The following is a 22284-nucleotide window of genomic DNA, read 5'->3' as shown; positions in this document are numbered from 1 at the left end:
GGAGGCTTCGGCGCGGGGGGCTTCGGCGCGGGGCGGAACGCGCCCGGGGACGGCGGGCGGACGGGAACGGCCGGTCCCGGAGCGGACGGGCCGGGCGCACGGGCGGGCTCGGAGGGCGGCCCGGGAGACTTCGCCCCAGGGGGCTTCGACGCAGGACGGAACGCGCCGGAGGACGGCGGATGGACGGGAACGGACGGCCCCGGAACGGAGGGTCCCGGGGCAGGCGGTCCCGGAACGGCGGGCCCTGAGGCGGACGATCGCGGAACGGACGCCTCCGTTCGGCGCGGCACGGCGGCCGGCGCCGCCGGGGAGGCACCGGCCGGTGCTCCGGCGGATTCTCCCGCCGGGGAGGAACCGGCGGAGCCCTCCGCCAGGGACGGACCGGCGGAGCCTCCCGCCGGGGACGGACCGGCGAAGGCCCCGGCCGCCCCCGGACCGCCGGGCGCGCTCGTCGCGCTCGGGTCCGTGAAGGCGATCGTCCGCAACGCCGCCGCGGCCGGGCGGTCGAGCAGGACCACGCTCGCGGCGCCCGTCGGCGGCCGGCCCCCGGCCGCGGCCGTGATCAGCCGCTCCATGGCACGGCGGTGGCGCGCGAACGCGGCCCGGGAGACCGTCCGCCCGCGGGCCCGCTGCCCGGCGAGCGCCGCCCCGGGCTCGACGGCGAGCAGCAGGACGTGCAGCGCGGTGCGGCGGCGGCGCGCCTCGCGGGCCAGCAGGCGGCGGACCCAGCCGCGCTGCCCGCAGTCGTGCACGACGAGGCTCGCGCCGGAGCGCAGGGCGCGCCAGAGGCGCGCGTAGTGCGCGAGGCGCGCGAGGGGGCGGTAGACGCCGTACGGGAGCCGGACCGGCAGCCCGCGCAGCCGGCGCTCCAGGCGGGCCCGGGCGTCCTGCGAGTCCACGCTGCGGACGGGGGCGCCCCGGCCGTCGAGGGCGGGCACGGCCCGCCGGATCAGGGTGGACTTGCCGGCGCCGGGGAGCCCGGAGACCACCAGCAGATCACCGGCGCGGTACCGCAGCTCCGCCGGGGGCGGCGCCGCCCCGCGCAGGTCGCGCACCGGCGGCCCGGCGGCCCCCGCCGCACGCGCCGCCCGCGCGGCTTCCGCCGCCTCCCCCTGGACGCCCGTTCGCACCGCTCCCCCGCCCCTCGCACGCTCTCCCACGGCCTCGTCGCTCCGTCGCTCGTGCTCTCGGTGTACCCCCCTCGCATACGGAGGGAGTAAAGGAAAAGTAATCCAATGCGATGGGCTCCGGACGGTCCATCGCACGCCCGTACGTGCAATGATGTGCGCGCCAAGAGCACGACCAACGGCGTCACGATCAACTGCATACCGGCCGCTCGAATCCGCGCGGGAGAGTCCCGGCACGGCGTACCGCCGCCCGCCGGGCGCCGAAGGAGCAAGTTCCTCCCTTGAATCTCTCAGGCCCCGTACCGCGCAGGGTGAGGCAGATCTGAAAAGCGGACCGCCCGGCGGTCCCACCCAAGGTGCAAGCCGCGCGCCCCTCCGGGGGCTCCCGGTGAACCTCTCAGGTTCCGATGACAGATGGGGAGGCCGTCCTCCGACGTCCCCGCGTCCCCGCGACCGCTGCCCGGGAGCCTTGACCATGTCTGCTGCACAGCCCGCACCGCCTTCCGAGACCGCCGCCCCCCGCCGTACCGCGCTCGACGCGCTGCACCGCGCCCTGGGCGCGACGATGACCGACTTCGCCGGCTGGGACATGCCCCTCCGCTACGGGAGCGAGCGCGACGAGCACGTGGCCGTCCGCACCCGCGCCGGTCTGTTCGACCTCTCGCACATGGGCGAGATCACCCTTACGGGTCCGCAGGCCGGCCAGGCGCTGGATCACGCCCTGGTGGGCAACCTGTCCGCGCTGAAGCCCGGCCGGGCCCGCTACACGATGATCTGCGACGAGCGCGGCGGGATCCTGGACGACCTGATCGTCTACCGGCTGGCCGACGAGGAGTACATGGTCGTCGCCAACGCCTCCAACGCCCAGGTGGTGCTGGACGCGCTCACCGAGCGGGCCGCGGGCTTCGAGGCCGAGGTGCGGGACGACCGTGAGAACTACGCGCTGATCGCCGTCCAGGGCCCGGCCTCGCCCGCGATCCTGAAGTCGGTCACCGACGCCGACCTGGACGGCCTGAAGTACTACGCGGGCCTGCCCGGCACGGTCGCCGGCGTCGAGGCGCTGATCGCCCGCACCGGCTACACGGGCGAGGACGGCTTCGAGCTGTTCGTCGCCCCCGCCGACGCGGAGAAGCTCTGGCAGGCGCTGACCGAGGCGGGCGCGGAGGCGGGGCTCGTCCCCTGTGGTCTCTCCTGCCGGGACACGCTGCGCCTGGAGGCGGGCATGCCGCTGTACGGGCACGAGCTGACGACCGCGACCACGCCGTTCGACGCCGGGCTCGGCCGGGTCGTCAAGTTCGACAAGCCGGGCGACTTCGTGGGCCGCGCGGCGCTGGAGGCCGCCGCCGAGCGCGCCGCAGACGCCCCGCCGCGCAAGCTCGTCGGCCTGGTGGCCGCCGGGCGGCGGGTGCCGCGGGCCGGCTACCCGGTGGTGGACGCCGCCTCGGGCGCGGTGATCGGCGAGGTCACCTCCGGCGCCCCCTCCCCCACGCTCGGCAAGCCGATCGCCATCGCCTACGTGGACGCGGCCCACGCCGCGCCCGGGACGGCGGGGGTCGCCGTGGACATCCGCGGCAGCCACGAGCCGTACGAGGTCGTGGCGCTGCCGTTCTACCGGCGGGAGCGCTGACCTCCGCCCGGCCCCGGCCCCTGCGCGGGCGCGGGCGCGCGGCCCGCACCGCCCGCGTACGGAGACCGGGCCGGGCCGGGGGCCGGCGGGGCATACCCGGGGAAACCGGGAGGAACCCCCGCGGCCTCCGCTGTGACGCCCCTCACCCCTCGTCTCACCTGTCAAGACACCCCCTGGCCGGACCAGGGGTCCTGCACAAGCACCGATCCGCGTACAGGAGAATCGACCCATGAGCAACCCCCAGCACCTCCGTTACACCAAGGAGCACGAGTGGCTGTCGGCCACCGACGAGAACGGTGTGGCGACGGTGGGTATCACCGAGTTCGCGGCCAACGCGCTCGGTGACGTCGTCTTCGCCCAGCTCCCGGCCGTGGGCGACACCATCACCGCGGGCGAGACCTGTGGTGAGCTGGAGTCCACCAAGTCGGTCAGCGACCTCTTCGCCCCCGTCACGGGCGAGGTCGTCGAGGCCAACCAGGACGTCGTGGACGACCCCTCGCTGGTGAACTCCGCCCCCTTCGAGGGCGGCTGGCTGTTCAAGGTGAAGATCACGGACGAGCCGGCGGAGCTGCTGACCGCCGACGCGTACACGGACTTCGCCGGCTGACTCGCGTCCCGCCTCCACCCGGCCCCTCCCGCCCCAGGAAGAACTCATGTCGCTTCTGAACAGCTCCCTCCATGAGCTCGACCCCGACGTCGCCGCCGCTGTCGACGCCGAACTCCACCGTCAGCAGTCCACGCTCGAAATGATCGCCTCGGAGAACTTCGCTCCGGTCGCGGTCATGGAGGCCCAGGGCTCGGTCCTCACCAACAAGTACGCCGAGGGCTACCCGGGCCGCCGCTACTACGGCGGCTGCGAGCACGTCGATGTCGTCGAGCAGATCGCCATCGACCGGATCAAGGCGCTGTTCGGCGCCGAGGCCGCCAACGTGCAGCCGCACTCGGGCGCCCAGGCCAACGCCGCGGCGATGTTCGCGCTGCTCAAGCCGGGCGACACCATCCTGGGTCTGAACCTCGCCCACGGCGGGCACCTGACCCACGGCATGAAGATCAACTTCTCGGGCAAGCTCTACAACGTGGTCGCGTACCACGTCGACGAGCAGACCAACCTGGTCGACATGGAGGAGGTCGAGCGCCTCGCCAAGGAGCACCGCCCCAAGCTGATCGTCGCCGGCTGGTCCGCCTACCCGCGTCAGCTGGACTTCGCGGCCTTCCGCCGGATCGCCGACGAGGTCGGCGCGTACCTGATGGTCGACATGGCCCACTTCGCGGGCCTGGTCGCCGCCGGGCTGCACCCCTCCCCGGTGCCGCACGCGCACGTCGTCACCACCACCACGCACAAGACCCTCGGCGGTCCGCGCGGCGGTGTGATCCTCTCCACGGCCGAGCTCGCCAAGAAGATCAACTCGGCGGTCTTCCCCGGTCAGCAGGGTGGTCCGCTGGAGCATGTGATCGCGGCCAAGGCGGTCTCCTTCAAGGTCGCGGCGAGCGAGGAGTTCAAGGAGCGCCAGCAGCGCACGCTGGAGGGCGCGAAGATCCTGGCCGAGCGCCTGGTCCAGGACGACGTCAAGGAACACGGCGTCTCCGTCCTGTCCGGCGGCACGGACGTGCACCTGGTCCTCGTCGACCTGCGCAACTCCCAGCTGGACGGCCAGCAGGCCGAGGACCGCCTCCACGAGGTCGGCATCACGGTCAACCGCAACGCCGTCCCGAACGACCCGCGCCCCCCGATGGTCACCTCGGGCCTGCGGATCGGCACCCCGGCGCTGGCCACCCGCGGCTTCACCACCGAGGACTTCCGCGAGGTCGCGGACGTCATCGCCGAGGCCCTGAAGCCCGAGTACGACGCCCAGGCGCTGCGCGCCCGCGTCACGGCGCTGGCGGACAAGCACCCGCTGTACCCCGGCCTGAAGTAGGACCGGACCTCCGGTTTTACCGGGATGTACGGGGCATCGCGCACACTGGAGGTGAGCGCGGTGCCCCGCACCACGTCACGCATAAAGCTGTCACCCCCCACGTACCATCCCCGACCCAAGGAGCTGCCACCGTGGCCATCTCCGTCTTCGATCTCTTCTCGATCGGCATAGGCCCGTCCAGCTCCCACACGGTCGGCCCGATGCGCGCCGCCCGGATGTTCGTGGGCCGCCTGAAGAAGGACGGCCTGCTCGCCCAGACCGCCTCGGTACGGGCGGAGCTCTTCGGCTCCCTCGGCGCCACCGGGCACGGGCACGGCACCCCCAAGGCCGTCCTCCTCGGTCTGGAGGGCCACTCCCCGCGCACCGTCGACGTCGAGATCGCCGACGACGAGGTGGAGCGCATCCGCACCACCAAGCGCCTGCGCCTCCTCGGCACCGAGATCGGCTCGGACCACGAGATCGACTTCGACGACTCGACGCAGCTGATCCTGCACCGCCGCCGCTCGCTGCCGTACCACGCCAACGGCATGACGCTCTTCGCCTACGACGAGAGCGGCGCGCCCCTGCTGGAGAAGACCTACTACTCGGTCGGCGGCGGCTTCGTGGTGGACGAGGACGCGGTCGGGGCGGACCGGATCGTCCCCGACGACACCGTCCTGAAGTACCCCTTCCGCACCGGCGACGAGCTGCTGCGGATGTCCCGCGAGTCCGGCCTGTCGATCTCCGCGATGATGATGGAGAACGAGAAGGCCTGGCGCACCGAGGACGAGATCCGCGCCGGCCTGCTGGAGATCTGGCGCGTCATGCAGGCGTGCGTCAGCCGCGGCATGTCCCGCGAGGGCATCCTCCCCGGCGGCCTGAAGGTCCGCCGCCGCGCCGCGAGCACCGCCCGCCAGCTGCGCGCCGAGGGCGACGCGCAGGCCCGCGCCATGGAGTGGATCACCGTCTACGCGATGGCGGTCAACGAGGAGAACGCGGCCGGCGGCCGTGTCGTCACCGCTCCCACCAACGGCGCCGCCGGCATCATCCCGGCCGTCCTGCACTACTACACGAACTTCGTCCCCGGCGCGGACGAGGAAGGCGTCGTCCGCTTCCTCCTCGCCGCCGGCGCCATCGGCATGCTCTTCAAGGAGAACGCCTCCATCTCCGGCGCCGAGGTCGGCTGCCAGGGCGAGGTCGGCTCGGCCTGCTCCATGGCCTCCGGCGGCCTCGCCGAGGTCCTCGGCGGCTCCCCCGAGCAGGTCGAGAACGCGGCCGAGATCGGCATGGAGCACAACCTGGGCCTGACCTGCGACCCGGTCGGCGGCCTGGTCCAGATCCCGTGCATCGAGCGCAACGGCATGGCGGCGGCGAAGGCCGTCACGGCGGCCCGCATGGCCCTGCGCGGCGACGGCCGGCACCACGTCTCCCTCGACAAGGTCATCAAGACCATGAAGGAGACCGGCGCGGACATGAAGGTCAAGTACAAGGAGACGGCACGCGGCGGCCTGGCCGTCAACGTCATCGAGTGCTGACCGCGCTGACGCGCTGAACCTCCCCCTCCGCACGCCCCGCCCGCACCCCCGGGCGGGGCGTCGCCGTCCCGGCTCCCCGCTCGGCCGCTCGGCCGCTGTCAGGCGCGCACTCGCCGGTGCTCCCGCCGCCAGTGCCCGGCCCGCTCCCGGGCGACCAGCGCCTCGGCGGCCGCGTCGCCCGCCCGCACGGCGTTCGCGAGCGCTTCCCGCAGGGCCGCACAGCAGACGCACGGGCGGCGGGGCCGCTGGGACACGGCGGGGAGGCTGTACGCGCCTCCGGCAGCGGATCCGTGCGGGACGGTGACCACGTACTCGCGCATGATCGCCAAGTCCGGACGCGGGGGCGGGTATTCGCCGACTCCGACGGCTTCCCCGTCACTCGATCCGGTCATCGCGCGCCCCCTTCCGGGTCGAGCCCCAACGCGCGGCGCTCGTCGGGCGAAGCGAGGGTCAGCCGGTACCTCGGGCACCACCACGAACCGGTACCGCCGATCCCCAGCAGGCGCACCTTGCCGCCGTCGGTCTCCCGGATCAGCCCCAATCTCCCCGTTCCCATGTCCTTGACCAGGCGCCCCAGCGGAATCGGTGCCGCGGCGGCCGGGGGTGAACCGGGCGGCGGGCGGTGGGGCGCGTGCGGGTCTTCGCTGCCAGAGAAGTCGGAGCCATCCGTCTCCATTGGTGATCGTCCCGGTTACTCGTACAGAGAACCAACCGGCCGCTCCCGGCGGTACGGTTGGGGGGCCGTCATGACTTAAGAGCTTTAAGTGACAGTCCGGCACGAGGGCGTGAGCGCTGTGAGTGAATCGCGGGACGACACAGGCTTGTCAAGGCTCGACCGCGAGACGGGTTGGACGCTGCGCCGGTTCGCGCAGGAGGTGAACCGGCTCGGGACCGAGCGCGGGACGCCGCTCAGGTACCGCGAGCCGTCGGTCCATCAGTGGCTCGGCGGCCATCTGCCCAGGGAGTCCGTGCGGCCCCTTGTCCTGGAGGCCCTTTCCCGGCGGCTGGGGCGACCGGTCTCGTACGCCGAGGCCGGTTTCCCCGCTCCCGGCGAGGGGGCCGAGGACACAGCGGGCACCACCGAGGGGCTGCTCGCACTGGGCCGACAGGATGTGGATCCGTCGCGGCGCGGCGTCCTCGGGGCCGGGCTGTTCTCCGTCGCGCTGACCGTTCCGCACTGGCAGGACGTCGTCGGACGCATGGAGACGGTCGCGCGGGGTGAGCGGCCCCGGTACGGGGCGTCGGACGTCGCCATGGTGTCCGCCATGACGGAGCGGATCTCGGAGCTTGACGACAGCTTCGGCGGGCGCCACGCGCGGCCGATGGCGGCGGCGTTCCTCGTCAACACGGTGGTCCCGTATCTCCGCGCGGACGCGCCGGAGTCCGTACGGCAGGCGATGATGTCGGCCGCCGCCGACCTCTGCTATCTCACCGGTTACATGGCCGTCGACGAGGGCTTCCACGGCCTGGCCCAGCGCTACTACGTCAAGGCTCTGGAACTGGCCGGGGCGGCGGGTGACCACCTCACGTACTGCACCACCCTGCGCGGGATGAGCGTCCAGGCCGTGGATCTCGGGCACGGACGCGAGGCCCTGCGCCTCGCCGACGCTGCGGCCGCAGCGTCACCGCGGGCGGGCCCCCGGATGCGCGCCTTCCTGGCCGGGCAGCAGGCACACGCCGCGGCCCGCACCGGCGACCGGGCGAGAGCGCTGGCGTACCTCCGGGAGGCGGAGGCGGCGATGGAGAAGGCCGAGTCCCGGGCGAAGGCCTTCGGTTCGTACGATCCGTCGTCGCTGCTCTACCACGTGAGCCAGGTCCGCTACGAGCTGCGGGACATCGCCGGATCGGTGGCCGCGCTCAAGGAATCGGACCGCGTCCGGCAGGGCGTGTTCCGGCGGGCCCGCGTCCGGCACCGCTGCACTCTCGCCGAACGGCAATGGGAGCTCGGTCACTTGGAAGACGCCTGCCGGACCTGGCACCTCGCCCTGGACGACTACCCCGACGTCCACTCCGGCCGCGCGGACGACCGCGTCCGCGCCATGAACGCCCGCATCCGCCCGCACATGCGGAACCATGCCGCCAAGGAACTCCACGCACGGGCCCGTCGCCTCGCTCCCGCGCTCGTCGGGGCGTGAAAGACGTGACAGACGTAACAGACGTAAAGGAAGGGAATCCCCTTGTCCGAGAACGAAGGCGCCCGGCTGTTCCGCGAAGCGTGGATCGCCGGAGTGCGCGCGCACTTCCCCGGGGAGCCCAAGCCCGGCTACGTCACTCCCTGGGAGGACACGCCGGACTGGGAACGGGCCGCCGCCGGGGCCGTGTTCGAGCAGGTACGGCGGTTCCTCGACGTCAGCGGCGGGCACGCGGCGCGGCTGACGCGCGAGCAGAAGGGCCGGTTCGTGGCCCTCTGCTGGACGGCGCAGATGTACCTGCACTTCACGGACCCGAAGCCGGGTTACGTCGCCGACTGGGCCGAACTCCCGGAGTGGCAGCGGGAGACGGACGCCGACGTGTTCGAGGCGATCGAGAAGTTCGGCGGCTGACCCTACTCCGGCCTTCCCATAGGCCTGCTCTCTGACAGCGCGTCGTGCGCGGTTCGGGCTCGTTGGGCCGCCTCTGTTCAGGGATCCGTTTCTTGAGCAGGGGCGGAGTCCGGCGGCCCTGACGGCTCTTTCTGGGTGCGGTCGTGCGGCGTCCGGTGCAGGGGGAAGGCCATCAGGGTCACCCCCACCGGCACCGTCCCGGGCGAGCGGGACGGGCGGGCCGCGTCGTGGAGTTCCGCCGCGATGTCGGCCAGCTTCCGGCGGGCCCGGTCCCAGACCTCCGGCTCCAGCCACAGTTCCGCGTCGACCGTCACTCCCCTGCCCTCGGGGTGCCGGCGCGCGGCGCGCTCCTTGAGGGTGTGGGCCAGGGCCGCGCCCAGCATCCGCGTCCCGTCGGTCCGGTCGGACAGCGGTGAGCCGTGGACGGTGCGGTAACGGCGTTCCCGGCCTCCGCGGCGGGTGCGCTCCTCGGCCAGTTCGACGAGGCCGACGGCGTCCAGGCTCCGGAGGTGCCGGCTGGCCAGGGCGTGCGAGATGTCCAGCTCTCGGGAGAGTTCGGCGGCGGACATCGGCCCGGGCCACATGAGCGTGAGCATCCGCAACCGCACGGGGTGGGCGAGCGCCCTCAGGACGGGATCGGCATCGGTCACACCGGCCAGTAAACCGTACGGCCACCAGGCGCGAGACCTACCACCAACCATTTCGTTGGGGGTAGGGTGCGGAAGCCCGGCGACGGTGTGACGAAGGGGGCGGGTGATGACCCTGGGCCTGTTCGCGGTGCTGCGCGAGCGCAATGCCCGCCTCTATCTGGCCGGAGTGATCGTCTCCGGGTTCGGGGACGCGGCCATGCTGTTGGCCGCCGGGGTCTGGGTGAAGGAGCTCACGGGGTCCGACAGCCTCGCCGCCCTGGTGGGTTTCTGCGCCTGGGCACCCGCCTTGGCCGGACCGTACATCGGCACACTGGCCGACCGCGTGCGCCGCCGCACCCTCCTGATCGCCACGAGTCTGATCCTGGCCGTGGTCATGACGGCACCGCTCGCCGTGCGTTCCGCGCGGGACGTCTGGCTGCTCTTCACCGTGCTGACCGTGGTGGGCGCCGGATCGGTGCTCACGAACGCCGCCGAGACGGCGTTGATCGCGAAGACCGTCCCCGGCGTACTGCGCGGCGATTTCAACGGCTTGGTCCGGACCGCGATCGAGAGCAACAAGCTGATCGCTCCCCTGGTCGGCGCCGGCCTCCTCACCGTTCTCGGCGGGCACACCGTCGCCCTGCTCGACGCACTGTCCTTCCTCCTGGCCGCGGCCGCCTTCGGCCTGATCCGCGTCCGCGAACCCGTGCCCGCCCACCGGCCACGGCGGAACCTGACCGCCGAGACCGGGGAAGGAATCCGCTACGTGTGGGCACATCCGGTGCTGCGCCCGCTGGTCGTCGCGGGTGGCTGCGCCATGGCGGCGTCGAGTCTCGGCAGCACGGCCACGTACGCGCTCCTCGACACCGGGCTGCACCGGCCCGCGGCGTTCGCCGGGGTCCTCAACTCCACCCAGGGGCTCGGGTCGGTCGTCGGCGGCCTGGCGGCCGGCGCTCTGCTGCGCCGCGTTCCGGCGCGCGCCCTGTCGGCGATCGGGCTCGTCCTCTTCGCCGCCGGGTCCCTGGCCCGGCTCACCGGTCTCGTCCCCGTCGTGCTGGGCGGCGGCCTGCTCATCGGCCTAGGCCTGCCCTGGCCGCTCATCAGCGCACTGACCACGGTCCAGAGGGAGACGCCGGACGGACTCCTCGGCCGCGTCGCGGCCACCGCGAACACCCTGATCTTCGCTCCGACCGCGCTCGCCCTCCTCGCGGGCACGGCCATGGTCGCGGTCCTCGACTATCGGGTGCAGCTCCTCGCGGCGGGCACGCTCGCCCTCGCGACGGCCCTGCTGCTGACGGTCACCGCCCGTGCACCACGCCGGCGCGGTGCCGCCGAGCCGAGCGGGGAGCCCCGACGGCACGATGCCGATGCCGATGCCGTACGGAAGAGCTGACCGGCGCGGAGCGGCAGGATCCCGGCGGACGCCCACGCTCCGCGCCGCGGGTGACGGCTCTCGGGCCGGCCTCGACGCCTGCCGTGCCGAGGACGTTCACCTGCCGGGCGTGGTCCGGGGAGCGCCGTCGCCCGGCTCCTCCGCCGCCGACCACCGCCGTACCGCCCGCCGCAGCGACCGCGGGTCCGAGTAGCCGAGGCGGTCGGCGAGCGTCGCGTTGCCGGGGTGGCCGGAGCGGCGCGCGTGGAGGGCGTGACGGCGGCGGGCGTCGTCGAGTTCGGCCCGCCAGGTGGTGCCGGACTCGGCGAGGCGGCGTTGCAGGGTGCGGCGGCTCATGGCCAGCCGCCGGGCGACGTGGTCGAGGGCGGGGGCGCCCTCCAGGAGGCAGGCGTCGAGCGCCTGCCGGAAGAGGTCGCGCCAGTCGGCGGGCGGCGGCGGGGGCAGGGTCGCGGCGTAGCGGCCGAGGATGGCGCCGAGCCGTGGGTCGGCGCCGAGGACCGGGCGGTCCAGGTCGGCGGTGCGGAAGGTGACCGTGGCCCGGTCCTGGCCGAAGTCGACGCCGCGCTCGGCGCCGAGGGCCTCGGTCAGGGTGGCGTGCCGGCGCGGCGCGGACTGGGAGAAGCCGACGTGCAGCGGGTGCACCGGCGTACCCGTCACCCCGCGCGACCGTGCGCAGAGCACGGCCAGGGCGAACTGTTCGGCCAGCTCCACCTGCCGGGGTTCGCCCTCCACGTAGTGGAAGGAGAAGGTCGTCTCACGGTCGTTTCGCGCCTGGAGCGTGAAGCGGCCGTTGGTGGTGATGAAGTGCAGGTACCGGGTGCTGCTCTCCATCGCCTCACCGAGCGTCGGCGCGTTGGCGAAGAGGTAGTCGAAGAGCCCGAGGGCGCCCAGGCTGTACCAGCCCGCGATGGACACCGGGGAGTCCGGGACGTCCAGGGCCCGTTCCACCAGCTCCCAGACGTGCATGGTGCACCGGGCCGGAATCGTGACCTCGTCCTCGGCCAGCGCCCAGTCGGGCACCCCGGCCTCGCGGGCGATGCGGTCGGGGTCGGCGCCGTTCGCCGCCGCCGCGGTGAGGAGGAACTTCGACAGGACGATGGAGTCCAGCTCGCCGGTCGTCCCGGTGGTCAGCGCTTCTGCCATGCGCCCATTTTCCGTCACCTTGGCGCGTCGTGTGCCATGGGTGGCACGTTCGGTCCTGTACGGAGGCGGGAGGTTGTGGGCAATCTGGAGCGACCGCGGGGGCTCCGGCGGCCGGAAACGGACGCTGTCCGTCCATCGGCGGCCGTTCCGGGCCGCGCGGACCGGAGCGCGAGCGGGTACGGGGGTCCGGCTCGCGTTCCCACCGTCACTCGACCGACGACCACAGGAGGGGAGTCGTCGGACGGCTGACGTCCCATCGTCCTCATGGGCGGTCCACGCCACCCGTGGCCTCTCGGGTCCGCTCCGGAGCCGTCACTCCATCCCGGCCGCCCGCCGGACGAACGGCCGGTCCCGGGCGGCGAGCGCCGCGTGCGGACCGGCGGCCCGGAGGACGACATCGAGGGCCGTGTCCGGATCGGTGGTGTAGAGGCCGCTCGCCCACGCGGCGTTGGCCTCGACGACCGCCCAGCCGCCGTCGACGGTTCCCACGTCGACGACCACCGCGGAGGGCAGTGTGTCCGCGTGGGCGGCCAGCAGGTCGGCGCCGAAGCGGGCGGCGTCGGACGGCAGGGGGCCGAGGGCGAGCCGGCCGCGTTCGCCGTACCGGCTTCCGCCCCGGACCGCGCCGTCCAGGACGAACAGCCGGTACTCGGCGGTGAACTCCACCACGTCGCTCACCAGGACGGTCGTCGCCGGATCGACGGCGTCGGGGCCGGGCAGCCGGGAGCCGTCGGCGTAGACCATGGCGCGGATCCCCTTGTCGTTCGGGGACTTGACGAAGGCGGGCCGGCGCAGGGCGTACGCCTCGCCGACCGGCGTCGCCCGCACCTCGCGCCGGGTGAACTCCCGCGGCAGCCGGGCGAGCCAGCCCTCGGGGGCCTCCAGCGGAGCGATGCCCAGCGCCGGCGCCACCGCGTCCGCGAACCCCGGCCCGGCGTGCAGGTGCCCGGCGCGCAAGCCGGGCGGAACGGTGAAGTCCGGCAGTTGTACGGTCGGGAGCCCGCGCCGGCCGGCGGCGGCGCGGACGGACTCGGCGGAGGCGGTGAGGCGGGGCGGGAGGACGAGCGTCATGGGCCCTGATCATCGTGTACGGGCGGGGGGAGCGCTCCCGGATTTCCGGCCCGTGCGCCGGCGGATCAGGAGGCGGCGGTCTCCGAGCGCAGCCACGCCAGGTAGGCGTCGCTGCCGGCCGTGACGGGGGTCGCGATCACCTCGGGGACGTCGTACGGGTGCCCGGCGCGGATGTGGGCCTCCAGCTCCGCGTACCGGGCGGCCGTCGTCTTGTAGAGAACGCGCCACTCGGTGTCGGTCTCGATCCCGCCCTGCCACCGGTAGACGCTGGTCACGGGGCCGTCGATCTGTGCGCAGGCCGCCAGCCGGCGGTCGACGGCGCTCGCGGCGAGGCGCCGGGCGGTCTCCTCGTCGGGGGCCGTGGTCAGCACGGCGAGGCAGGGGGTCGTCGCGTCCGCGGGAGGGGTCGTGGCGTCCATGGGGCGACGGTATCGCGGGGCGGCGAGGGGTGGTGAGGCGGCTGCCGGGCGGGGCGGGCCTCCATGATCCGGACCGCGTTGTCAGTGGTGCCGCGTACGCTCGCGAGTATGAGTTACGCAGACCTGCGCGAACTCCACAGCGCGCTCAACACCGCTTCGGACATCGCCTACGCCCTGGAGTCCCCGCCCACCGCCGAGGAGGCGGGGCAGATCGTCGACGCCCTGCGCCGGGCGCTGGACGCGGCCCGCGCCCTGGGCGCCGCGCACGGCGCGACCGGCTGCTCGCTGCACCCCAAGGGCGCCGTGGACCCGTTGTACGGGGACAAGGAGGATCCGCTGCCCCCGGGCTGGGGCCGCTGCCTGTTGTGCAACGACGCGCGGCGGCGGGCGGGCGCCCAGCGGCGGGGCGGGCGCTGACCCGCCCCCGGCCGCCGGCCGCGCGGCGCCGGTCAGGCCTCGGCGGCCTCGGCGTTCCCGGCCTTGTTCCGCGAGGCCCAGAACTCCTCGAAGGACATCAGCCCGTCGCCGTTGGTGTCCTTGGAGTTGATGATCGCCTGGGCCACGGTCTCGGTGACGAACGGGTCGCCGAGCCGGGCCATGGCGCTCTTGTACTCGGCCGCGGTGATGAAACCGTCGCCGTTGGCGTCGAACTGCGCGAACACCTTGCGCGCTTCCTCGATGTCAGCCATGTGGGCCTCCCCTGATCTGCCGCGCACCGTAGGTCGCGGGCTTGTCGACCGGCACAGATTAGCCGCCCGCCGTGAGGTGCCCGGCCACGAGTTCCAGGTAGCGGTCCCAGTCCCAGTACGGGCCGGGGTCGGTGTGGGTGGAACCGGGTACTTCCACGTGGCCGATGACGTGGTCGCGGTCGGCGGGGATGCCGTACCGCGCGCAGACGGCGGCGGCGAGCCGGGCGGAGGAACGGTACAGCGCGTCCGTGAAGTACTCGGGCCGGTCCACCCAGCCCTCGTGCTCGATGCCGATGCTGCGGGTGTTGTAGTCCCAGTTGCCGGCGTGCCAGGCGATGTCCCGTTCGCGGACGAACTGGGCGACGTAGCCGTCGGCCGAGGCGACGGCGTAGTGGGCCGAGACCTTGGACGTGGGGTCCTGGAAGATCTTCACGGTGTCCGGGAAGGTCTCCTGCGTCACGTGGATGACGAGGTATTCGACCGGATAGGCGCCGGGGCGGCCGGAGACCGTGTAGTTGGCGCTGCTCGCCGGGATCCAGTGGGTGGGCGGGTAGGACTCCGGAGGCCGTGAGGCGGCCGAGGCGGCGGGGCGGCCGACACTGAAGGCGGTGGCCACTCCCAGGGCGGCCACTCCGAGGAGCGTGGCGGCGCCCCCGAGGGCGCGGCGGCGCGGCACGTCGGCCGGTCCGGGTCCGGCCGGGGACGCGGCGTCCAACGGCGCGTCGTTCAACGGCGCGTCATCCAACGGCACGTCGTTCAACGGCTCAGCGTCCATGGGGCCTCCAGGAGGCGCGAGGGGAACGTCGGACGGGGACATGACACCCACAGAAGACCGGAGCGCGCAAGCACCGCCGCGCCGGGAACCGGGCCCCATTTTCCGGAATGGTCTGCACCTTTTCGGCCGACAGCCGCATATCCATAAGTTACTCAGCGGATTGATTCATGGAAAAGAAGGCGAGTGGCGCAACTCACCTTTGATTACCCAGAGTCATTTGGGAGATCGCTCGCAAATCCTCCCATACCGGCCCTATTGAGGTTTGGCCGGGCACCGCCCCGTCTGCCATAGTCGGTGCCACGACCCCCATTGACCCGGGCTCGGTCGTCACCACGCCGCGGAACACACCCCAATTCTCCGCGGCGCCAGAAAGAGGCCCCTCCCGTCGCAGGACGACGGACCGGGGCCTCTCGGCGTATCCGGGAAACCGGAAGGCGATCTTCAGCGATTCGGGCCGCGGGCCCCGGCCGGCCCGGTCAACGGTCGGTGAACCGCATCTCGAACCACGTCGTCTTGCCCCGCGCCAGCAGGTCCACACCCCAGCGGTCGGCGAGCCGGTCGACGAGGAACAGCCCGCGCCCGCTGATGTCCAGCTCCCCCACCGGCACCAGACAGGGCAGCCCGCGCGAGGGATCGCGCACCTCGGCCCGGATCCAGCCCCTGCGCCGCGCGAGCCGCAGCCCGAAGTGCCGGGCGCCGGTGTGCCGCACGGCGTTCCCGACGAGCTCCGAGACCAGCAGCACGGCGTGCTCGGCGAGCCGCTCGGACAGGCCCCAGTGGCAGACGATCACCGCCTGGGTGAGCCGCCGCACGGCGACCGTGGACTCCGGGCAGGAGGGCATCCGGATCTCACGGACCGTGGGGTCGCCGTACCGTTCGAGCGCCTTGAGCGCCAGTTCGTCGTCAACCGCCGGAGCCCAGCGCGCCTCGGCCGTACCGACTCCGCGTCGCGGCTGCTCCGTTCCCTCCAGACCCGCCATGCCCCCCATGATGGACGCCGAAAAGCCGTCCGGGAGTGGAACCTTCGGATTCGGTTTTCCGGAAGGGGGCCCTCCGAGGCCGTGCGGCGACATATGCCAGAGGCTTCATCCGCGCCGCCACACCATGACTGACCTGCGATGACCGCGGGTGCACAAAAGATCGTCACGGCTGTCCGACCGGGTCAACGGCAAGGGTCGGCACACCCCTCGAAATTCCCCCACAAGAGGCAACCCCCGGAACCCGATCCTCCATGTACACACGCTCGGGCCAGGGGGTCACTTCCTGTCAATTGCGCTGCGGACAGACGAACTTGGCCTTGCCCGGACCGTCCTCGACAAAACTGCGCATACCGATCTCGCGGTCCTCGGTGGCGAACAGCCCGGCGAACCAGTTGCGTTCGATCGCCAGTCCGGTGTCGATGTCGGTCTCCAGGCCGGAGTCCACCGCTTCCTTGGCGGCCCGCAGGGCGATGGCGGGACCGGCGGCGAGCCGGGCCGCCCAGGCGTGCGCCTGCTCGTACACCTCGGCGGCCGGGACGACCCGGTCCACCAGCCCGATGGCCAGCGCCTCGTCGGCCTTGACCTGACGGCCGGTGAAGATGAGGTCCTTGGCCTTGGACGGGCCGATCAGCCGGGGCAGCCGCTGGGTGCCACCGGCGCCCGGGATCAGGCCGAGCAGGATCTCGGGCTGGCCGAGCTTGGCGTTGTCGGCGGCGATCCGGAAGTCCGCGCAGAGCGCGAGCTCGCAGCCGCCGCCCAGCGCGTAGCCGGTCACCGCGGCGACCACCGGCTTGGGGATACGGGCGACGGCGGTGAAGGCGTCCTGGAGTGACCGGGACCGGGCGATCATGGCCGGGTGGTCCATGTCCCGCATCTCCTTGATGTCCGCGCCGGCCGCGAACACCTTCTCCCCGCCCCAGAGCACCACGGCCCGCACGTCGGCGCGGTGGGTGATCTCCTCGGCCAGCTCGCGCAGCCGGTCCTGGGTGGCGATGTCCAGCGCGTTCATCGGCGGACGGTCCAGCCGGACGGTGCCGACGCCTTCCGCGACCTCAAGATGCACAGTCATGGCAGCAGGTTAGACGCCGGGAAACGGCGACGGCCCGGTGCACTTGGTCACAGTGCGCCGGGCCGTACCGAACGGGAGGGGTCAGCTGCCCTTCGTCCACTCCGACCACGGCATGTTCCAGCCGTTGAGGCCGTTCTCCGGCTGGATGACCTTGTCGTCGGAGTTCTTCACCACGACGACGTCACCGATCAGCGAGTTCTTGAAGAACCAGGAACCGGGCATCGAGGGGTCGCCGCCGCCGCGCTGGTCCTCCAGGCCGACGCAGCCGTGGCTGGCGTTCTCGGCGCCGAAGGTGGCGTGGCCGGACCAGTAGTTGCCGTGGATGAAGGTGCCGGACGTGGAGAGGCGCATCGCGTGCGGCACGTCCTTGATGTCGTACTCGCCGCCGAAGCCGACCGTGTCGCCGTTCATCCGGGTCACGTCGTACTTCTCGCTGATGACCATCTGACCGTTGTAGGTCGAGTGGCCGGGGGCGCCGGCGGAGATCGGGATCGTCTTGACGACCTTGCCATCGCGCTCGACCTTCATGGTGTGCGCCTTGGCGTCCACCGTGCTCACCTGGCGGCGGCCGACGGTGAACTTCACGGTCTTGGTCTGGGTGCCGTAGACGCCGGGGCGGCCCTCGACGCCGTTGAGGTTGAGGTGCAGCGTCACCTTGGTGCCGGCCGCCCAGTAGTTCTCGGGGCGGAAGTCGACGCGGTCGTTGCCGAACCAGTGCGGCTTGATCTCGACGGCGGGCTCGGCGGTCACCTTGACCGCCTTCTCCACGGCCTTGGGGTCGGTGATGCCCCGGCTGAAGGTGAGAGAGACCGGCATGCCCACGCCGACGGTGCTGCCGTCCTCGGGCGTGAAGTAACCGGCGAAGGTGTTCTTCGGGGTGAGCGTGGTGAACGACGCGTGCTTGGCGGACTCGCGGCCGTCCTTGTCCTTGGCTATCGCGTCCACGGAGTACTTGGTGGACGCCGCCAGGTGGGCGACGGGCTCCCAGAGGGACCCGCCGCGGGATATCTTCCCCTCTATTCGGCCGCCCTTGCCGTCCGTCACCTTCACCGACGTCAGGCTGCCCTGGTCGGCGGTGACCTTCAGCGCCCCGCTCGTCTTCACGTCGGTCGCGCCGTCCTTGACCGCGATGGACACCACGGCCTGCGACGGGCCGTCGGCGGCGACCTTCTTGCCCGACTTGTGGCCCGGGTCCGACGCTTCCTTGTCGCCTCCGCACGCGGTGGCCACGGTCATCACCGCGGCCAGCACCAGGGCGGACAGCGCTCCCCGGCGTCCGCTTCTCCCGATCCCCCCGCGTCCCCCGGATCTCACGGACAGCGGCAACACGTTCACTACGGTTTCTCCTCATCGCACGGCCCGCGGCCACGCGGCGCCCCCGAAGCGCGACCTCCGCGCATGGCGATAGATAACCATACGGATCGGACAGCCCGGCCCCGTGAAGGTCACCGTTGCGTTCCAAGTGGTACGCGAACGGGGGTGCATAGGGTGCCGACCGGGTCAATCCACCCCGGCGAGGGAGGTCGAGCGGCCCAGCGCGGAGCCCGCGCGCCACTCCTCCCAGGTCAGATTCCAGCCACCCAGCCCGTTGTCCGGCAGCACCGGGCGCCGCCCGGAGTTGATCACTTCGACGGTGTCGCCGACGAGGGACGCGGCGTAGAACCAGGCGGCCGGGGTGGCACCGGCGGCGGCGTCGACGTGCTCCGCGTCGCGCAGCCCGATGCAGCCGTGGCTGACGTTCCGGGCGCCGAACGTCGCCGCCGGGACCCAGTAGTTGCCGTGCAGAAACGTCCCCGTGGCGGTGAGCCGCATGGCGTGCGGCACGTCCTTGATGTCGTACTCGCCGCCGAAGCCGACCGTGTCCCCGTTCATCCGGATCACCGGCGCCTTCTCGCTGATCACCATCCGGCCCGTGTACGTCTCGGTCCCGGGGCCGCCCGTGGTGACCGGCACGGTGCGCAGCGTCCGGCCGGCGCGAACCACCGTCATGGTGTGCGCGGCGGCGTCCACGGTGCTCACCTGGTCCCGGCCGACCCGGAAGGCGACGCCGCGGCGCTGGATCCCGTAGACGCCGGGCGCCGCGCGGACGTCACGGAGCCGCAGGTCGACGGTGACGAGGGAGCCGGGCGTCCACCGCCGGCGCGGCCGGAAGTCCAGCCGCGAGGGGCCGAACCAGTGGCCGGCGACCTCGGTCCGCGGCCAGGCGGTGACCTTGACGGCCCGTTCGACCGCCGCCCGGTCGGCGACCGGCCGGCTGAAGGCGAGGGAGACGATCATGCCCGTGCCGACCGTGGCACCGGGGGCGGGGGTGAGCGCGGCGACGACGCGGTGCTCCGGGACGTACGTCCTGAACTCGCTGTGCTGCGTCGCCCTTCGGCCCTCCGCGTCCCTGGCGGCCACGTCGACGGTGTAGCGGGCGGCGAGCGCGAGCCGCCGCGCGGCCGGCCGCCAGCGGCGCCCGTCGGCGGAGATCCGCCCGGCGACCGGGCGGCGGACGCCGTCCCGGATCCGGACCGCCCGTACCCGCTCCAGCCGGCCCTGCCGGACCCGCACCTCGAACCGGTCCGCGGCACGGACGTTCCGGGCGCCGGGGCGCGGGGTGACCCGGATCAGCCCGGCGACCGGCCGCGGGTCGTCCGTGGGCGCCGCGGCCACCGGCGCGGCGGAGTGGGACCGTGCCGCTCGCGGGGCCTCGGCGGCGCAGCCGGAGAGCATGGCGAGGGCGGCGAGGGCGCACAGTCCGCGCAGGGCGCGCGGGAGGGCAAATCCTGTCACATCCGTCCCAACGACCCGGCTCCCCACGGGAAACGTACCGGCACTCGCTTGCCGCGCCCGGTCACACCTGAGAGCGCATGCGCGGAACCGGGCAGGAGTGGGAAGGAAACCCCGAAGGAGCCCCGGGACGCGGGGCGGAGGCCGCACCGCCGGACACCCGTACGGGACGCCGGGCGTCCGGTGCGCGCCGTCCGAGAGCCGCCGGAGGCGAACACGTGTCGAGCACACCGGAGCAGCAGACGGGGCGCCGCCCCCAGGCCCGACCGGCGGAGCGGACGGCCGCGGCGCCGCCCGCCGCCGTCAACGGACGGCCGGTGGTACGCGGCGCCGAGGGAGCGGTGTGGCCGGGCTCCCCCGAGCCGCTGGGGGCCTCCTTCGGCGTCGGGGCGCACGGCGTCGCCGGGACGAACTTCGCCCTCTGGGCCGGGGGCGCGGAGGCGGTGGAGGTGTGCCTCTTCGACGACGCCGACGACACCGGCGCCGGCGGCGAGCTGCGCGAAACCCGGTACTTCCTCGGCGAGTTGACGCACGAGATATGGCACGGCTTCATCCCCGGCGTCCTGCCGGGACAGCGCTACGGCTTCCGGGTGCACGGCCGCTGGGACCCCTGGACGGGCGCCCGCTGGAACCCCGCCAAACTGCTGCTCGACCCCTGCGCCCGGGCCGTCGACGGCGACTTCGGCCACCCGCCGGGCCGCTCCGGGCCGCTGCCGCCGGAGCTGTACGGACACGTCCGGGACTGGCCGCAGCAGCACGTCGCCGACACCGTCCGCGACGACCGGGACTCGGCGCCGTTCGTCCCCAAGGGCGTGGTCGTCGCCGACGACGACGTCCCGGCCGGCGCCGGCCGGCCCGAGACGGCCTGGGCCGACTCGGTCATCTACGAGCTGCACGTCCGCGGCTTCACCATGCGCCACCCCGGCGTCCCGCCGGCGCTGCGCGGGACCTACGCGGGGCTGGCGCACCCGGCCGCCCTCGACCATCTGGTCCGCCTCGGGGTGACGGCCGTCGAGCTGCTGCCCGTGCACCAGTTCGCCCACGAGGACCACCTGCTCCGCCGCGGCCTGCGCAACTACTGGGGCTACAACTCCATCGGCTACTTCGCGCCGCACGCCGCGTACGCGGCCACCGGCACCCGCGGCCAGCAGGTCGGCGAGTTCAAGCGGATGGTCCGGGCGCTGCACGCGGCCGGCATCGAGGTGATCCTCGACGTCGTCTACAACCACACCGCCGAGGGCGGCGAGCTCGGGCCCACGCTCTCGCTGCGCGGTGTCGACAACCGCCGCTACTACCGGCTCCAGGACGACCCCCGCCGCTACGCCGACTACACCGGCTGCGGCAACACCCTGCACGTCGTCCGGCCCAATGTGCTCCGGCTGATCACCGACTCGCTGCGGTACTGGGTGACGGAGATGGGCGTCGACGGGTTCCGCTTCGACCTGGCGGCGGCGCTCGCCCGGTCCATGCACGACGTCGACATGCTCTCGCCGTTCCTCGCCGTCATCGCCCAGGACCCGGTGCTGCGCCGGGTCAAGCTGATCGCCGAGCCGTGGGACGTCGGGTCCGGCGGTTACCAGGTGGGCCACTTCCCGCCGCTGTGGACGGAGTGGAACGACCGCTACCGGGACGCCGTACGCGACTTCTGGCGCGGCGCGCTCCCGGACGTACGCGACCTGGGCTACCGGCTCTCCGGCTCCAGCGACCTCTACGCGTGGGGCGGCCGGCGGCCCTACGCGTCGGTCAACTTCGTCACCGCGCACGACGGATTCACCCTGCGCGACCTGGTGAGCTACGAACGGAAGCACAACGAGGCCAACGGGGAGGGCAACCGCGACGGCAACGACGACAACCGCTCCTGGAACTGCGGCGCGGAGGGGCCGACGGACGACCCGGCCGTGCTGGCCCTGCGCCGGCGGCAGGCGCGCAACCTGATGACCACGCTCCTGCTCTCCACCGGGGTGCCGATGCTCGTCGCGGGCGACGAGATGGGCCGCACCCAGGGCGGCAACAACAACGCCTACTGCCAGGACAACGAGACCGGCTGGGTCGACTGGTCGCTGCTGACGGATCCGGGCTGGCGGGCCCTCGCCGACCTGACCTCCCGGCTGCTGGCCCTCCGCCGCACCCACCCCGTCCTGCGCAGCCGCACCTTCTTCTCCGGCCGGCCGCAGTCGGCGGACGGGCTGCGGGACCTCGCCTGGTTCACCCCGCGCGGCACGGAGATGACGGAGGCCGACTGGTACGCGCCCGCCGCCACGCTGGGCATGTACCTCTCCGGCGGCGACATCCCGCAGCGCGGACCGGACGGCACGCCCGTCACGGACGACAGCTTCCTCGTCGTCCTGCACGCCGGGGAGGAGCCGGTCCGGTTCACGCTGCCCGGGCCGCCCTGGGCGGAGACGTACGAGCTGCTCGTCGACACGGACCTGGAGGAGCAGGACACCGCACCCGGCGCACGGCATACGGCGGGCGCCCCGATCACCGTGCGGGCGCGGTCCGTTGTGGTGTGGAAGGTGCTGCCGGGACGGGTGCCCGGGGAGCCGGCCGGGAAGGGGACGGAAGGGGGTACGGGACCCCGGTCCTAAGGCGGAAATCCGAGTGAGCGTTGTCAGTG

General features: G+C 73.1%; 22 protein-coding genes and 1 riboswitch. Of the genes, 9 read left to right on the top strand and 13 right to left on the bottom strand.

Annotated elements, in window-relative coordinates:
- Positions 1-1130 (bottom strand): hypothetical protein (locus tag ACSNOK_RS03305; protein WP_436779006.1); only part of this gene is annotated, 1130 nt, incomplete at its 3' end.
- Between the two features lie 207 nt (positions 1131-1337).
- Positions 1338-1442, top strand: a riboswitch (glycine riboswitch).
- A 160-nt stretch (positions 1443-1602) separates the two neighbouring features.
- On the opposite strand from ACSNOK_RS03305, the gene gcvT reads away from it, so the two are divergent.
- The 4 genes from gcvT to ACSNOK_RS03285 all read left to right on the top strand — a co-directional run bounded on the left by gcvT (position 1603) and on the right by ACSNOK_RS03285 (position 6184).
- Complete coding sequence (gene gcvT / locus ACSNOK_RS03300) at positions 1603-2754, top strand: glycine cleavage system aminomethyltransferase GcvT (protein WP_436779005.1); 1152 nt, start codon at positions 1603-1605, stop codon at positions 2752-2754.
- A gap of 229 nt (positions 2755-2983) precedes the next feature.
- Complete coding sequence (gcvH, locus tag ACSNOK_RS03295; RefSeq protein ID WP_436779004.1) at positions 2984-3361, top strand: glycine cleavage system protein GcvH; 378 nt, start codon at positions 2984-2986, stop codon at positions 3359-3361.
- A gap of 46 nt (positions 3362-3407) precedes the next feature.
- A complete protein-coding gene (glyA, locus tag ACSNOK_RS03290) occupies positions 3408-4670 on the top strand; it encodes a serine hydroxymethyltransferase (protein WP_436779003.1) in 1263 nt (420 codons plus the stop codon).
- Positions 4671-4801: 131 nt separating this feature from the next.
- Positions 4802-6184, top strand: coding sequence for an L-serine ammonia-lyase (locus tag ACSNOK_RS03285; RefSeq protein WP_436779002.1), 1383 nt, complete (start codon positions 4802-4804; stop codon positions 6182-6184).
- A gap of 98 nt (positions 6185-6282) precedes the next feature.
- Here ACSNOK_RS03285 and ACSNOK_RS03280 read toward each other — a convergent pair whose 3' ends face one another.
- Both ACSNOK_RS03280 and ACSNOK_RS03275 read right to left on the bottom strand, forming a co-directional pair.
- The gene (locus ACSNOK_RS03280; protein WP_436779001.1) at positions 6283-6576 is read right to left on the bottom strand and encodes a hypothetical protein; all 294 of its coding nucleotides are present in this window, start codon (positions 6574-6576) and stop codon (positions 6283-6285) included.
- Positions 6573-6740, bottom strand: a complete 168-nt coding sequence (locus ACSNOK_RS03275) for a hypothetical protein (RefSeq protein ID WP_436779000.1) — start codon at positions 6738-6740, stop codon at positions 6573-6575. The genes ACSNOK_RS03280 and ACSNOK_RS03275 overlap by 4 nt, the downstream gene beginning before the upstream one ends.
- Before the next feature lie 238 nt (positions 6741-6978).
- Between ACSNOK_RS03275 and ACSNOK_RS03270 the strand changes: the two genes are divergently transcribed.
- Together ACSNOK_RS03270 and ACSNOK_RS03265 are read left to right on the top strand one after the other, a co-directional pair.
- Positions 6979-8319 carry a tetratricopeptide repeat protein gene (locus tag ACSNOK_RS03270; RefSeq protein WP_436779007.1) on the top strand — a complete coding sequence of 447 codons (1341 nt, stop codon included), beginning with the start codon at positions 6979-6981 and terminating at the stop codon, positions 8317-8319.
- Positions 8320-8361: 42 nt separating this feature from the next.
- A complete protein-coding gene (locus ACSNOK_RS03265) occupies positions 8362-8727 on the top strand; it encodes a hypothetical protein (RefSeq protein ID WP_436778999.1) in 366 nt (121 codons plus the stop codon).
- 77 nt (positions 8728-8804) lie between these two features.
- Here the strand turns inward: ACSNOK_RS03265 and ACSNOK_RS03260 are convergent, their stop codons facing one another.
- On the bottom strand, positions 8805-9377 hold the full coding sequence (locus ACSNOK_RS03260; RefSeq protein ID WP_436778998.1) for an ArsR/SmtB family transcription factor: 573 nt from the start codon (positions 9375-9377) through the stop codon (positions 8805-8807).
- Between the two features lie 106 nt (positions 9378-9483).
- Between ACSNOK_RS03260 and ACSNOK_RS03255 the strand changes: the two genes are divergently transcribed.
- Complete coding sequence (locus ACSNOK_RS03255; protein ID WP_436778997.1) at positions 9484-10749, top strand: MFS transporter; 1266 nt, start codon at positions 9484-9486, stop codon at positions 10747-10749.
- 96 nt (positions 10750-10845) lie between these two features.
- Here ACSNOK_RS03255 and ACSNOK_RS03250 read toward each other — a convergent pair whose 3' ends face one another.
- From ACSNOK_RS03250 to cutA, 3 genes are all read right to left on the bottom strand, one after another.
- Complete coding sequence (locus tag ACSNOK_RS03250; protein ID WP_436778996.1) at positions 10846-11892, bottom strand: AraC family transcriptional regulator ligand-binding domain-containing protein; 1047 nt, start codon at positions 11890-11892, stop codon at positions 10846-10848.
- A 312-nt stretch (positions 11893-12204) separates the two neighbouring features.
- Positions 12205-12963, bottom strand: a complete 759-nt coding sequence (locus ACSNOK_RS03245) for an ATP-grasp domain-containing protein (protein ID WP_436778995.1) — start codon at positions 12961-12963, stop codon at positions 12205-12207.
- A gap of 65 nt (positions 12964-13028) precedes the next feature.
- Positions 13029-13382, bottom strand: coding sequence for a divalent-cation tolerance protein CutA (gene cutA / locus ACSNOK_RS03240; RefSeq protein ID WP_436778994.1), 354 nt, complete (start codon positions 13380-13382; stop codon positions 13029-13031).
- Between the two features lie 108 nt (positions 13383-13490).
- Here cutA and ACSNOK_RS03235 point away from each other — a divergent pair, with 108 nt between their 5' ends.
- Complete coding sequence (locus ACSNOK_RS03235; RefSeq protein ID WP_223769923.1) at positions 13491-13799, top strand: hypothetical protein; 309 nt, start codon at positions 13491-13493, stop codon at positions 13797-13799.
- Between the two features lie 32 nt (positions 13800-13831).
- Here ACSNOK_RS03235 and ACSNOK_RS03230 read toward each other — a convergent pair whose 3' ends face one another.
- The 6 genes from ACSNOK_RS03230 to ACSNOK_RS03205 all read right to left on the bottom strand — a co-directional run bounded on the left by ACSNOK_RS03230 (position 13832) and on the right by ACSNOK_RS03205 (position 19670).
- The gene (locus ACSNOK_RS03230; RefSeq protein ID WP_436778993.1) at positions 13832-14071 is read right to left on the bottom strand and encodes an EF-hand domain-containing protein; all 240 of its coding nucleotides are present in this window, start codon (positions 14069-14071) and stop codon (positions 13832-13834) included.
- 58 nt (positions 14072-14129) lie between these two features.
- Positions 14130-14846 carry an N-acetylmuramoyl-L-alanine amidase gene (locus ACSNOK_RS03225; protein ID WP_436778992.1) on the bottom strand — a complete coding sequence of 239 codons (717 nt, stop codon included), beginning with the start codon at positions 14844-14846 and terminating at the stop codon, positions 14130-14132.
- A gap of 476 nt (positions 14847-15322) precedes the next feature.
- On the bottom strand, positions 15323-15826 hold the full coding sequence (locus ACSNOK_RS03220; RefSeq protein ID WP_436778991.1) for an ATP-binding protein: 504 nt from the start codon (positions 15824-15826) through the stop codon (positions 15323-15325).
- A gap of 286 nt (positions 15827-16112) precedes the next feature.
- On the bottom strand, positions 16113-16895 hold the full coding sequence (locus ACSNOK_RS03215) for an enoyl-CoA hydratase/isomerase family protein (RefSeq protein ID WP_436778990.1): 783 nt from the start codon (positions 16893-16895) through the stop codon (positions 16113-16115).
- A gap of 81 nt (positions 16896-16976) precedes the next feature.
- Positions 16977-18230, bottom strand: coding sequence for a L,D-transpeptidase (locus ACSNOK_RS03210; protein ID WP_436778989.1), 1254 nt, complete (start codon positions 18228-18230; stop codon positions 16977-16979).
- A 165-nt stretch (positions 18231-18395) separates the two neighbouring features.
- Positions 18396-19670, bottom strand: a complete 1275-nt coding sequence (locus ACSNOK_RS03205; RefSeq protein ID WP_436778988.1) for an Ig-like domain-containing protein — start codon at positions 19668-19670, stop codon at positions 18396-18398.
- A gap of 215 nt (positions 19671-19885) precedes the next feature.
- On the opposite strand from ACSNOK_RS03205, the gene glgX reads away from it, so the two are divergent.
- Entirely contained in the window at positions 19886-22255 is a 2370-nt protein-coding gene (glgX, locus tag ACSNOK_RS03200) for a glycogen debranching protein GlgX (RefSeq protein ID WP_436778987.1), read from the top strand.
- The last annotated feature ends 29 nt before the right edge of the window (positions 22256-22284 follow it).

This window comes from Streptomyces sp. URMC 126 (assembly GCF_051386555.1).
In the GTDB taxonomy this organism is placed as follows: domain Bacteria; phylum Actinomycetota; class Actinomycetes; order Streptomycetales; family Streptomycetaceae; genus Streptomyces.
Note: the sequence above shows the minus strand (reverse complement) of the source record. Positions and strands in the feature narration are given on the sequence as shown.